At 33.9% G+C, this 13,731-nt stretch carries 8 protein-coding genes; all 8 read left to right on the top strand.

What is annotated here, in order from left to right; genetic code table 11:
• Window position 1: 1 nt before the first annotated feature.
• The gene (locus AC1RRN_RS10760; protein ID WP_492967309.1) at window positions 2-547 is read left to right on the top strand and encodes a c-type cytochrome; all 546 of its coding nucleotides are present in this window, start codon (window positions 2-4) and stop codon (window positions 545-547) included.
• Between the two features lie 27 nt (window positions 548-574).
• Complete coding sequence (locus tag AC1RRN_RS10755) at window positions 575-2,101, top strand: quinol:cytochrome C oxidoreductase (protein WP_492967308.1); 1,527 nt, start codon at window positions 575-577, stop codon at window positions 2,099-2,101.
• A gap of 19 nt (window positions 2,102-2,120) precedes the next feature.
• Window positions 2,121-3,305, top strand: a complete 1,185-nt coding sequence (locus AC1RRN_RS10750; RefSeq protein ID WP_492967307.1) for a cytochrome c oxidase subunit II — start codon at window positions 2,121-2,123, stop codon at window positions 3,303-3,305.
• Window positions 3,306-3,336: 31 nt separating this feature from the next.
• Window positions 3,337-5,139, top strand: coding sequence for a cytochrome c oxidase subunit I (locus AC1RRN_RS10745; RefSeq protein WP_099710744.1), 1,803 nt, complete (start codon window positions 3,337-3,339; stop codon window positions 5,137-5,139).
• Window positions 5,140-5,313: 174 nt separating this feature from the next.
• Window positions 5,314-6,336 (top strand): Holliday junction branch migration DNA helicase RuvB, encoded by a 1,023-nt coding sequence (ruvB, locus tag AC1RRN_RS10740; protein ID WP_492967306.1) that lies wholly within the window; start codon window positions 5,314-5,316, stop codon window positions 6,334-6,336.
• Between the two features lie 10 nt (window positions 6,337-6,346).
• Window positions 6,347-7,693: a cytochrome P450 gene (locus tag AC1RRN_RS10735; RefSeq protein ID WP_492967304.1), complete on the top strand. Its 1,347-nt coding sequence runs from the start codon at window positions 6,347-6,349 to the stop codon at window positions 7,691-7,693.
• Window positions 7,690-8,616 (top strand): tRNA epoxyqueuosine(34) reductase QueG, encoded by a 927-nt coding sequence (gene queG / locus AC1RRN_RS10730; protein WP_492967303.1) that lies wholly within the window; start codon window positions 7,690-7,692, stop codon window positions 8,614-8,616. Before AC1RRN_RS10735 ends, queG begins: the two co-directional genes overlap by 4 nt.
• A gap of 1,015 nt (window positions 8,617-9,631) precedes the next feature.
• A partial coding sequence (locus AC1RRN_RS10725; protein WP_492967302.1) for an Ig-like domain-containing protein occupies window positions 9,632-13,731 on the top strand: 4,100 nt, incomplete at its 3' end.

Below are 13,731 nucleotides of genomic sequence, written 5' to 3'. Positions count from 1 at the left end.
TATGAAAAGGATATATAAAATAACACTTTTAGTTGGTATAACTATTTTAGTTTCATCTTGCCACAATAATTCGGCACCAAACTATCAGTACTTCCCTAATATGTATGAGTCTGTAGGTTATGAAACTTACTCAGAAGCAAAGATATTTAAAGGTGGAAAAGAAGGACAGCTTCCTGTAAAAGGAACTATTAATAGAGGTTTTGAGCCTTATGAGTATGAAAATTCAACTGCTGGTTACGAATTGGCTAAAGCTAATTTAAAATCACCTTTAAGTGAAGCAGATAGAAATTCTGGAAAAGGAAAAGAACTTTTCGAAATTTACTGTATTAGTTGTCATGGTGCAGCTGGAAACGGTAAAGGTAAATTGGTTGAAAGAGAAAAATTTCTTGGAGTACCTAGCTATAAAGACAGAGTAATTACTGAAGGAAGTATCTTTCACGTTGAAACTTATGGTTTAAATGCAATGGGTTCACATGCAAATCAATTAAGTGCCCACGAACGTTGGTTAGTTGCTGACTATGTTCTAAAACTAAAAAGCCAATTATAATTGTTGAACAAACTGATCGTAATAGATATGTATACATTTTCAAGTAAATTAAAAACTTTTTCTATCATCCTAATGGCTCTTGGTATATTAGGAATTGGATATGGTTTTTTAACTGCTCCTAAAAATATTGAAGAGGTAGAAACTCTTCTGGCAAAAGAAGCATCAGAACACGGTGGAGGACATGGTGAGGCCGCTGTAGCACATCATGAAGAAAAAGCTGAAGCAACGCAACATGTAGAAACAGTTGAAGCAGTTCATCATGAAGAAGCTAAAGATGCTAATGTTGAAGAGGCTGTAAGTAAAGATTCTCTTGTTGCTAAAGAAGAAATTACTCATGAAGTAAAAGCTGAAGAAGCGACTGCAACTACAACTAAAGTTGCACATGAAGTAAAAGCGGATAAACATTCAGAAGCTTCTCATGAGCATGATCCTAAAGCACATGCAGAACACGTTTTACATCAATTACAAAATAAACCTTGGTCTGCTTTATATGTAGCCTGTATTTTCTTTTTATTGCTTTCTATGGGAGTTTTAGCATTCTATGCTATTCAACAAGTTGCTCAGGCTGGTTGGTCTCCGGTATTGTTTAGAGTTATGCAAGGAATTACAGCTTACTTACCTGTAGCTTCTGTAATTTTCTTTATCATTTTAGTTTTATGTGGATTGCATTTTAATCACATTTTTGTATGGCTAGGTGAGGGTGTTACGGATCCTAAGAGTCCTAATTATGATGCGATCATAGCTGGTAAAGCTGGTTATTTAAACTTTCCTTTCTGGATTGTTAGAGCAGGAATATTTTTATTAGGATGGAACTTATATCGCCACTACTCAAGAAAAAATTGTTTAGCTCAGGACGAAGCTAATGATGATTTAAACTACAAAAAGAACTTTAAGTTATCTGCTGGATTCTTAGTATTCTTTATCGTATCTGAGTCTATTATGTCTTGGGATTGGATTATGTCATTTGATCCACATTGGTTCAGTACTTTATTTGGATGGTATGTTTTTGCTTCTTTCTTTGTAAGCGGTATTACTGCTATTGCATTAGTTACAATATATTTAAAATCTAAAGGATATTTAGAATATGTAAATACAAGCCACATTCACGACTTAGCTAAATTTATGTTTGGTATTAGTGTTTTCTGGACTTATTTATGGTTCTCTCAATTCATGTTGATCTGGTATGCTAACATTCCGGAAGAGGTTACTTATTTCGTAACAAGAATTCAACTATACAATTTACCATTCTTTGGTGCTGTAGTTATGAACTTTGTGTTTCCATTATTAATATTAATCAATACTGACTTTAAGCGTCTTAGCTGGGTTATTGTAATGGCAGGTACAGTTATTTTATTGGGTCATTATGTTGATTTCTTTAATATGATTATGCCTGGTACAGTTGGAGATAGATGGTTTATTGGAGTTCCTGAAATTGCGTCTATTCTTTTCTTCTTAGGTTTATTTATTTTTGTTGTATTTACTGCATTAACGAAAGCGCCTCTGTTAGCAAAAAGAAATCCTTTCATCGAAGAAAGTAAACATTTTCATTATTAATATTTAAAGAAGTAAACAGATGACAAGTTTGTTGGTAATTATAGTTTTAGTTTTATTAGCAGTTGCATTATGGCAATTGACCAAGATATTTGATCTTACTCAAGTAGGATCATCTTCGGACGATTCTCAGGTTGCATCAGATAATGATAATAATATTCAGGGATATATTATGTTTGGCTTTTTAGCTTTCATTTATATCTTCACGATTTACGGTTTACTGAAATGGGGTGGTTTAGCACTTCATACTCCTGCCTCTGAGCATGGACTTTTAGTAGATAATTTAATGGATATTACTTGGGTTTTAATTTTTGTAGTTCAATTTATTACCCAAGGTTTATTATACTGGTTTTCTTTTAAAAATAGAGGAAATAAAGATAAGAAAGCATTATTCTTTGCTGATAGCAATAAATTAGAGGCAATTTGGAGTATTATTCCATCTGTAGTTTTAGCTTGTTTAATTCTTTACGGATTGTATGCATGGAACAACATTATGTTTGTTGACAAAGATGAAGATGTAATTGAAATTGAGTTATATGCTCAACAATTTAAATGGACTGCCAGATATGCAGGACAGGATAATGTTTTAGGAAAAGCTAATGTTCGTTTAATCGAAGGTGTGAATACTTTAGGTGTTGATATGTCTGACCCTAATTCTCAGGATGATATTGTTGTTTCAGAATTACATATCCCTAAAGGCAAAAAAATACATTTCAAAATGCGTTCTCAAGACGTATTACACTCAGCTTATATGCCTCACTTTAGAGCCCAGATGAACTGTGTTCCTGGAATGGTTACTGAATTTGCTTTTATTCCAACTTACACAACTTCTGAATACAGAGAGTTACCATTTATGGTTGAAAAAGTGGCAAATATCAACAAACTAAGAGCTGAAAAAAGCGCTGAGTTAGTTGCTAAAGGTGGTACAGCTTTAGATCCTTATACATTTGATTATTTATTATTATGTAATAAAATTTGTGGAGCTTCTCACTATAACATGCAAATGAAGGTGGTTGTTGATACTCCGGAAGATTATAAAAAATGGTTAAGTGAAAAAACAAGTTTAGCTCAGGATATTAAAGCGGCAGCAGCTGCTGAAAAACCAGCTGAAGGAGTTGAGCCTACTACAGATAGTACTGCTAAAGATACTGTTAAAGCAGTTATTGATACTGTAAAAGCGGTTGTAGCTAAAGTTGCTATGAGATAATATTTATTAAGAAAATTTAAAGTACACATATATGTCAGCAGAAGCGCACGGTCACGATCACGGACACGATCACGAGCACGAACATCATCATAAAGACACGTTCATTACTAAATATATCTTTAGTATTGATCACAAAATGATTGCTAAGCAATATTTAATTACCGGTATTATTATGGGTATAATTGGTATTGCAATGTCTTTGCTTTTCAGAATGCAATTAGCATGGCCAGAAGAGTCTTTCAAAATATTTAATGTTTTATTAGGGGATAAATTTGCACCTGATGGTGTAATGGCAAATGATATTTATTTAGCTTTAGTTACAATTCACGGTACCATAATGGTATTCTTTGTACTGACTGCGGGTTTAAGTGGTACCTTTAGTAATTTACTTATTCCGCTTCAAATTGGTGCTCGAGATATGGCTTCTGGATTTATGAATATGATTTCATACTGGTTGTTTTTCTTATCTGCTGTAATAATGTTAAGTTCATTATTTGTTGAGGCTGGACCAGCTTCTGCAGGATGGACAATTTATCCACCATTAAGTGCATTGCCACAGGCAATTCCAGGATCTGGAACAGGTATGACCTTATGGTTAGTTTCAATGGCTATCTTTATTGCATCTTCTTTAATGGGATCTTTAAATTACATCGTTACTGTAATTAACTTAAGAACTAAAGGAATGTCTATGACAAGACTTCCACTTACAATCTGGACATTTTTTGTAACGGCTATAATTGGTGTTATTTCGTTTCCAGTATTATTATCAGCTGCGTTATTATTGATTTTTGATAGAAGTTTTGGTACTTCATTCTTCTTATCTGATATCTATATTGCAGGAGAGGTTTTACACTACCAAGGTGGTTCTCCAGTATTGTTTGAACACTTATTCTGGTTCTTAGGGCACCCTGAGGTTTATATTGTAATCTTACCAGCAATGGGTCTTGTTTCTGAAATTATGGCTACGAACTCTCGTAAACCAATCTTCGGATATAGAGCGATGATTATGTCAGTTCTTGCAATTGCATTTTTGTCAACTATTGTATGGGGGCACCATATGTTTATCTCTGGGATGAATCCTTTCTTAGGATCAGTATTTACTTTTACAACTTTATTGATTGCAATTCCATCTGCGGTAAAAGCGTTTAACTGGATTACAACTTTATGGAAAGGTAACTTACAATTTAACCCTGCAATGTTATTTTCAATTGGAATGGTTTCTACTTTCATCACTGGAGGTTTAACTGGAATTATTTTAGGAGATAGTACTTTAGATATTAATGTTCACGATACTTATTTTGTAATTGCTCACTTTCACTTAGTAATGGGTATCTCTGCACTTTACGGAATGTTTGCTGGTATCTACCACTGGTTCCCTAAAATGTATGGAAGAATGTTGAATAAAAATTTAGGCTATATTCACTTTTGGGTAACGGCAGTTTGTGCTTATGGGGTATTCTTCCCAATGCACTTTATTGGACTAGCTGGTTTACCAAGACGTTATTATACAAATACAAACTTTCCATTATTTGATGATTTGCAAAATGTGAATGTTTTAATTACAACATTTGCTCTTGTAGGTGGTGCGTTTCAATTAGTATTTTTATACAATTTCTTTAGTAGTATTTTCTACGGTAAGAAAGCTGTTCAAAATCCATGGAAATCTACAACATTAGAGTGGACAACTCCAGTAGAACATATTCACGGTAACTGGCCAGGTGAAATTCCTCATGTATATCGTTGGCCGTATGACTATAGTAACCCAAATCATGATGTAGATTTTGTTCCTCAAAATGTACCGATGAAAGAAGGTGAAGAAGTTTTACACCACTAAAAATATTTAAAAAGACTGTCTTAAATGACAGTCTTTTTTTTTGCTTTGATAAAAAAGGAAGCAATGATAATTTTTTATATTTATAAATCTGATATTCTTCAGTAATTGTAATTAGAATTTTTTATTTAGAATTTATGTATTTTACAAACTGATTTCTTTGCATATCTTTGTAAAATGAATGAAAACCTAGATCCTACCACAAAAGGATACAACCCAGAAGAGTTAGATCTTGAAAAGAGATTACGTCCGCTGTCATTTGATGATTTTGCCGGACAAGACCAAGTTTTAGAAAATTTAAAAGTCTTTGTTGCAGCAGCCAATCAACGTGGTGAAGCGCTTGATCATACACTTTTTCATGGCCCTCCTGGTTTAGGAAAGACCACTTTGGCTAATATTCTGGCAAATGAACTTGAAGTTGGTATTAAAATTACTTCCGGGCCAGTTTTAGACAAACCTGGTGATTTGGCTGGATTGCTTACAAATCTTGATGAAAGAGATGTTTTGTTCATTGACGAAATTCATCGTCTAAGTCCGATCGTGGAAGAATATCTATATTCGGCAATGGAAGATTTCAAAATTGATATCATGATCGAGTCTGGACCAAATGCCAGAACTGTTCAAATTAATTTGAATCCTTTTACCTTAATTGGTGCTACTACGCGTTCTGGTTTGTTAACGGCTCCTATGCGTGCTCGTTTTGGAATTTCATCTCGCTTACAATATTATACTACGGAACTTTTGACAACAATTGTTGAAAGAAGTTCATCAATATTAAAAATGCCAATTGATCTTGAAGCTGCAATTGAGATTGCTGGAAGAAGTCGTGGTACGCCACGTATTGCAAATGCTTTATTGCGTAGGGTTAGAGATTTTGCCCAAATTAAAGGGAATGGTACTATTGATATTGAGATAGCGAAGTATGCGTTGAATGCTCTTCATGTTGACGCACATGGACTTGATGAGATGGATAATAAGATTCTGCTAACCATTATAAACAAATTTAAGGGTGGCCCTGTTGGACTTTCAACATTGGCTACAGCAGTTTCTGAGAGTAGTGAAACGATTGAGGAAGTGTATGAACCTTTTTTAATTCAGGAAGGATTTATTATGCGTACTCCTCGTGGACGTGAAGTTACAGATAAAGCTTATAAACATTTAGGAAAAATAAATACCAATATTCAGGGCGGATTATTTTAATATTTTTTCCATGTCTGAAAATAAAAAATATAATTATCCGAACAAACTTTCCATTTTTAGATTCTTTTTGGATGCAGAGGGAGTGCGTAGAAATCCGATTCCTTTTCATAAAAAGTACTTTGATAAATTTGGAGATTCTTTTTCTCTTAAAATAGGGGTGTCAAAGCATTTGATTTTGTCCAGAGATAATGAAATTGTCCAACATATTTTACAAAAAAACCAGAAAAATTATCATAAATCGAAGTTCCAGTCTGTTTATCTTTCTAAGTATTTAGGAAAAGGTCTTTTAACTGTTGATGGTGATTTTTGGTTGAAGCAAAGAAGACTTATTCAGCCTGCATTTCATAAGCAAAAGATGAATCAGTTGGTTGAAAATATGGATCAGACAATAATTTCAGAATTAGATGTTTTAGTAGAAGACAAAGCAATTGATCTTTTTCCAGTAATGAGTCAGTTAGCTTTTAATGTTGTCGCAAAATCTTTATTTGAACTTTCTATTTCTGAAGAAAAGTTAAATCGTATAAAAGTTATTATAGAAGAAGTTCAGAATTTTTTAATTAAAGAAATAAGACTTCCTCATAAAGCATGGTGGTTCTCTGTTAGTGGACAAGTGAAAAAACATCTTGAATTAGCGGGAGAGAATAATTCTATTATTAGGGAAATTATTGAAGATAGAATTTCTTCAAAGGAAGAAATCAACGATTTGCTTAATATGCTTTTAGAAACACGTTATGAAGATACAGGTGAAGGAATGTCTGTGAAGCAATTAATAGATGAAATTAAAGTTCTTTTTATTGCCGGCCATGAGACAACTGCAAATGCATTAACTTTTACGATTTATCTCTTAGGTAGAAACCCGGAAATACAACAGAAGGTTTTTGATGAGATTATTGAAATTGAATCACAAACTGAAAATGTAGTTGAGCAACTGCAAAGAATGACTTATACAAATGCAGTTTTAAATGAAGCTATGCGTTTGTATCCTCCAGCATGGATTACTGACAGACAAAACGTCGAAGATGATACTATTGGCTCATACAATTTAAAAAAAGGAACTTTAATTGGAGTTTCTTTTTATGAATTGCATAGAAATCCTAAATATTGGGAAAATCCAAATGAATTTATACCTGAAAGATTTTTGGGAGAACAGAAGAAACAGTCAATGCAGTATTTTTATCCTTTTGGAGCGGGACCGAGGATGTGTATTGGAGCTGGATTTGCTATTTATGAGATGTGTTTGACCATTTCTCATGTTGTAAAAAAATATACAATTAAATCTGTTAATTTGGATATTAAACTCAATCCTTTAATAACATTGAAACCTGTGGGAGTTGAAGTTTTATTCTCAAAAAGATGATAATTAATTCTAAAGAAACATATTCAAAATTTATAAAATCTGAAGCGAAACGACTTGGTTTTCTTTCTTGTGGTATATCCAAAGCTGGATTTCTTGAGCTAGAAGCGCCCAGACTTGAAAAATGGCTAAAAAATAATCAAAATGGCCAAATGACTTATATGGAAAACCATTTTGATAAGAGATTAGATCCTACATTATTGGTTGATGATGCCAAAAGTGTCGTTTCACTTTTATTAAACTACTATCCTTCAGAAACTCAAAATAATGAAAGTTTCAAAATTTCTAAATATGCCTATGGTCAGGATTATCATTTTGTCATAAAAGAGAAATTAAAAGAGTTTCTACATTCAATTCAGGAAAATATAGGTGATGTTTCAGGTCGTGCTTTTGTTGATTCTGCACCGGTTTTAGATAAAGCTTGGGCTGCGAAAAGTGGATTAGGATGGATTGGTAAAAACAGTAATCTGCTAACTCAAAAAGTAGGCTCATTTTATTTTATTGCAGAACTTATTCTTGATTTAGATTTAGAATATGATCATGCCACTACTGATCACTGCGGCTCCTGTACTGCTTGTATTGATGCTTGTCCAACTGAGGCAATAGTCTCTCCCTATGTTGTAGATGGAAGCAAATGTATTTCCTATTATACAATTGAACTAAAAGAGAATATTCCTTACGAAATGAAAGGAAAATTTGATGAATGGATGTTTGGTTGCGATACTTGTCAGGATGTTTGTCCATGGAATCGTTTTTCAAAGCCACATTCAGAACCATTATTTAATCCTAATCCCGAATTACTTTCTTTTTCAAAAAAAGATTGGATTGAAATAACGGAAGAAACTTTTAAAAAAGTCTTTAAAAATTCTCCAATCAAACGCACAAAGTTTGATGGCCTGAAAAGAAATATTACCTTTTTAGAATAAATAGTAAGGATATAGTTTAAAATTTGAACTAATTATTGCCTTATTTTATTTTTAAAATTTCTCTAAAAACAAGATACATTTTTTGTAAGAACCTCTATTTTAGTTTGATACGTGTGCTTTTTTCTAACTGTAAGAAATAAAATACACTTGAAGCAGTTTGTCGATAATAATTATCGACCAATGACACATTAGATCATGATTTGTTTCATATTGTATTTTAAATTTAATTTTCAAGTTATTATTAGCAATAAATTTATTATAAAGCTTCTCTTATAGAAATGCCCACAATATTTGTCTCAATTTTCTATAAATAAAATATGATTTCAAATTTTCTGTAAAAATTTATTGATTTGTAATAGTATTAGTTTTTACTTTAAATTATTGATAATCAGTAATTTTTGTTTTTTTTTGAAATATATCTAACAATAGAATAAGTTAAGAAATACAACATTTTTCTTCCTTGATAAAAATGGCTTAAAGTAAAATATTATATTGTAAAATAGATTTGTAAAAAGTAAAATCAATGTGATTCGAAGAATAAAAAAAGCAAACAAATGTTAAAAACTTCGATACAATTTTACATTGTTTATTTTGTAAGATATTTTGATGTTTTTCTTTTAAATCTTTGTAAATTATGAGTTATTGGTAATAATTTAAGAAAATTCATCTGTTTTATTGTTAAATGATTAATTTTGTTGACTCTTAAAGTTAAATTTAGTCGAATAAAAGTGTTATTCAACGTTTTTATAGGTAGTTTATCGACTAATGTAGCTAGTTATTAGGTGTTTATATACTTTCGCGACACCAAAAACTACCTAATAACCTATGAGACAATTTTTATGTCTTGAACCTGTTAAGGTTCAAACGTATTTTAATTTTAATGAAAATCTGAAAAAAGATTTTCTTTTTTATTTAAAATCCAATCCCTACATTTTTTCGTATCTGTCCAATATGCTGAAAACCAAGTCTGATTTTCTAGCTTATAATATTTGTATTCCTCAAATCCCGCTTGCGTATGCGTAACTTTACTTTTAATTGGTCTAATTTTTTTAGGCTAAACTTTCTTATTGCATTTTTATTTCTGGGAACTTACAATGCTTCGGCTCAGTTCTATACGAAACATTATATAGCACCGGCACCATGGCAGTATTTTAGCAAATCAAATGAAATTGTTATTGCAACAAATTCAGTAACACCAGTTACTATTACGCTAGCAAAAAGTAATGGTGTTGTAGAGACAACTTTAACAGCGGTAAAAGGAACTCCAGCAATTTACAGATTTACACTCTTAGCAAGAGATCTCCCTATGTATGCATTAAACACGGTACTTAGTGGGGCGGGATTGATTGTTACAAGTACTGGACCTACGTCTGTAAACATGCGAAATGTTGCCTCTGATGATAATTCAGGAGAAAATAATGATGCCTATCTTAAGGGAAATGCCGCATTGACAAGTTTTGGTGATGCTGGCCTTGGCGTACGATTTAGAGTAGGTTATTACAGAGATGGCTCTTTAGGGAATTTTGGTGGATTTGGTGAGCAAAGCCCGATTTACAGTATCATGGCTACAGTTGATAATACTACAATAAAAATAAATAATGCAGTTAGGACTACTTTAAATGCCGGTCAAAGTTATTTGTTTAAGGCGGCAATTGGAACTTTAGTAGAGTCTTCGAGTCTCGCTGTAATGAATACATCTGCAGCGATTGATACGCCTGATGGCTGTGGTGATAGTGCTTATAATCAAATTCCTCCAGAATCAGTTTTAGGTACTGAGTATTTTATTGAAAGAGGAAAGGGAAATGATACTGCAGAGAAAACCACAGTAGTTGCAACAAAAGATAATACCAATTTAGTAATAAATACTTATTCAACCACCGGTGCTTTGACAGGAACAGCAAATGTACTATTAGCAACTGCAGGAAGTTTTCATACTTTTAATAATGGTATTTTAGCGACACCTTTTTCTGCATCACGAGTTTCTGCAGATAAAAAAATTGTGGTATATTCAGGAACAGCGCAGTCTTGTGAAGTTGATATATCTACAATTGCTCCAGTGTCTGAATGTGGAGGATCTAATTTTATAGAAACTGCAAAATTTAGAAATTATGGTACTGGAACATTGCCTTACTTCGGATATATTCTTTTAAGAAGCGCTACTGATGCGGTAATGGTTAATGGGACAAATATTGAAACGGTGAGTGGTATTGCAGCTCGTCATCAATTAGGAACAACAGGCTGGTATTTAATAAATTTTGAAGATACTCAAATAGGAAGTCCAAATGTTCTTTCTATTTCAAGTGATACTAAAATGACGGTATCAATTGTACAGCAAGGAGGAGGATTTTCAATGGCAGGATTTTTCTCGAATTTTGCTGCTCAACCAGAAGATCCAACTTTAACGTATATTTCTGGCGGAGGATGTACTAACAATACAGCAGAACTTACAACTCCTGCAAATTTTGCTCCATATCAATGGTATTTTAATGGAACAGCTATTAGTGGAGCAAATTCTTCAACTTATACAGCAACTAAAACAGGTAATTATTCGGTATCATCAACTTTGGCGTGTGGAGCTCAAACTCAATCAAAACCAGTTAGTGTTACTTTATGTACAGATCTTGGAATTACAAAAACAGTTGATAATGCTTCGCCTTGTATAGGATCTAACGTAGAATTTACTGTTAAGGTCAGCAACTTAGGAGGTAATAATGTATCTGGAGTTTCAGTAAATGATTTACTCCCTTCCGGATATACGTATGTAAGCTCAACACCATCAATTGGTATTTATGATTCTTCAGCAGGAACTTGGAGTATTGGTGATGTAGATGCTCAAACATCAGTAACATTAAAAATTACTGCAACTGTAAAATCATCTGGAAATTATACAAATACGGCGTCATTGCCAGCTTCGATAGATATAAATACGGCAAATAATTCGGCTAGTGCAGCGGTAAATCCAAAGTCTTCAAATCTTGTTGTTACAAATCCTGCTGCAGTTTGTTCACCTTCTACGGTTGATTTAACAGCTTCGGCTGTTACAGCAGGAAGCACTACAAATTTGACTCTTTCATATTGGACAAATGCGGCAGCAACCGCATCTTACGCGACACCAACTACTGCAGGTGCAGGAACGTATTATATAAAAGCACTTTCAGCTGATGGATGCGAGTTTATTAAACCAGTTGTGGTAACAGTTAATGCACAACCTAATACACCAACAATTTATATTAGTGCAGGGACGTCAGCAACATGTACAAGTGCGGGAGGTATAAATTTAAGAGCGACTGAAAATTCAGCTTTTTATAATGGTAATAGCTATTTATGGTCAACAGGGCAAACTACCAGAACTATTACAATTAATAGTGAAGGTACTTATTCTCTTAAAATTGTAAACAGTTCAGGTTGCGCAAGCAATAGTTCTGCATCAATAACGGTAACCTTTGCTCCGGCAACACCAACCGCTTCTAATCAGACATTTTGTTCTTCTGAGAATAAAAAAGTTGGTGATTTAGTGGCTATTGGAAGTAGTATAAAGTGGTATAGTGCAAATACTGGAGGTACGGCTCTTTCGACCAATCAAAATTTACCAACTACAGCTGGAAACTATAATTATTATGCAAGTCAGACAGCAGCAAATAATTGTGAAAGTGGGAGAACTCCAATAGTAGTAACTATAAATAGTACATCATCAGCACCAACAGCTTCAGCTCAAGCATTTTGTGCTGCTGATAATAAAAAAGTAAGTGATTTATCTCCGTCAGGATCAACCATAAAATGGTATGCTAATTCTTCAGGAGGTACAGCTCTTCCAAGCAATCAAGCCTTAACCAACACAACTTATTATGTGAGCCAAACTGTAAATAGTTGTGGAGAGAGTGCAAGAACTTCAGTAGCGGTTACCATAAATAATGTGCCTGGAGCACCAACTGCTTCATCTCAGACATTTTGCATCAATGATGCCAAAACAGTTAATGACTTAGCAGTTACATTAAATGCAGGTTCTACTAAAAAATGGTATAATAACGGAACAGGCGGTACAGCATATACCGGAACTGAATTATTGGCAACTGGAACTTATTATGTAAGCCAATCAAATGCTTGCGGCGAGAGTACAAGAACTGCAGTTGCAGTAACAGTAAATACCACTTCTGCGCCAACATCTTCAGCTCAGACATTTTGTGCGATTGATAATAAAACAGTTAATAATCTGGCGGTTACTTTAATCTCAGGAGCAACTAAAAAGTGGTATAATGCCAGTGCAGGGGGAACAGCATATGCTGGAACCGAGATATTATCTTCAGGAACTTATTATGTTAGCCAAATTTTAAATAGTTGCGAAAGTGAAAGAACAGCTGTAACGGTTACGGTAAACAATACAGCAGCTCCAACATCTTCAGCTCAGACATTTTGTGCGATTGATAATAAAACAATTAATGATCTGGCGGTTACTTTAATTTCAGGTGCAACTAAAAAATGGTATAATGCAAGTTCAGGCGGAACGCTTTTTAACGGAAACGAAACTTTATCATCAGGAAACTATTATGTAAGTCAGACACTTAATAATTGTGAGAGCGGAAGAACCCTGGTTGCAGTGACAGTAAATCCTACACCTGCGACACCAAGTATTTCTGCTGGAGGTTCAACAACATTCTGTACAGGTGGAAATGTAGTTTTAACTTCAACCAGCGCAATAGGATATTTATGGTCGAATGGAGCAACAACTCAATCCATTACAGTTTCAAATTCAGGAAACTATAGTGTTCAGGTAACAAACGCTTCTGGTTGTTTAAGTGCATCTTCAGCGCCTACTACAATAACTGTAAATACCATACCTTCAGCACCGACTGTAAGTGTTACAAACAACTGTGACGGCACATCAACCTTATCAACCTCTGCTGCAGGAACCCTGTTGTGGAGCACGGGAGAAACAACTTCATCCATTACGGTTTCAACACCGGGAGCTTATACCGTTACCCAGAGCGTAAACGGTTGTACAAGTACTTCTGGATCCGGAACCGCTGCGCCTAAAACGGCCCCATCGGCACCGACTGTAAGTGTTACAAACAACTGTGACGGCACATCAACCTTATCAACCTCTGCTGCAGGAACCCT

The sequence above is a fragment of the Flavobacterium sp. GW821-FHT11G01 genome (assembly GCF_058808175.1).
This window is presented reverse-complemented; position numbering and strand designations above follow the sequence as displayed.

Coding starts and splice junctions, on each gene's coding strand:
- AC1RRN_RS10760 (WP_492967309.1), top strand. CDS start 2: ATGAAAAGGATATATAAAATAACACTTTTAGTTGGTATAACTATTTTA.
- AC1RRN_RS10755 (WP_492967308.1), top strand. CDS start 575: ATGTATACATTTTCAAGTAAATTAAAAACTTTTTCTATCATCCTAATG.
- AC1RRN_RS10750 (WP_492967307.1), top strand. CDS start 2,121: ATGACAAGTTTGTTGGTAATTATAGTTTTAGTTTTATTAGCAGTTGCA.
- AC1RRN_RS10745 (WP_099710744.1), top strand. CDS start 3,337: ATGTCAGCAGAAGCGCACGGTCACGATCACGGACACGATCACGAGCAC.
- ruvB (WP_492967306.1), top strand. CDS start 5,314: ATGAATGAAAACCTAGATCCTACCACAAAAGGATACAACCCAGAAGAG.
- AC1RRN_RS10735 (WP_492967304.1), top strand. CDS start 6,347: ATGTCTGAAAATAAAAAATATAATTATCCGAACAAACTTTCCATTTTT.
- queG (WP_492967303.1), top strand. CDS start 7,690: ATGATAATTAATTCTAAAGAAACATATTCAAAATTTATAAAATCTGAA.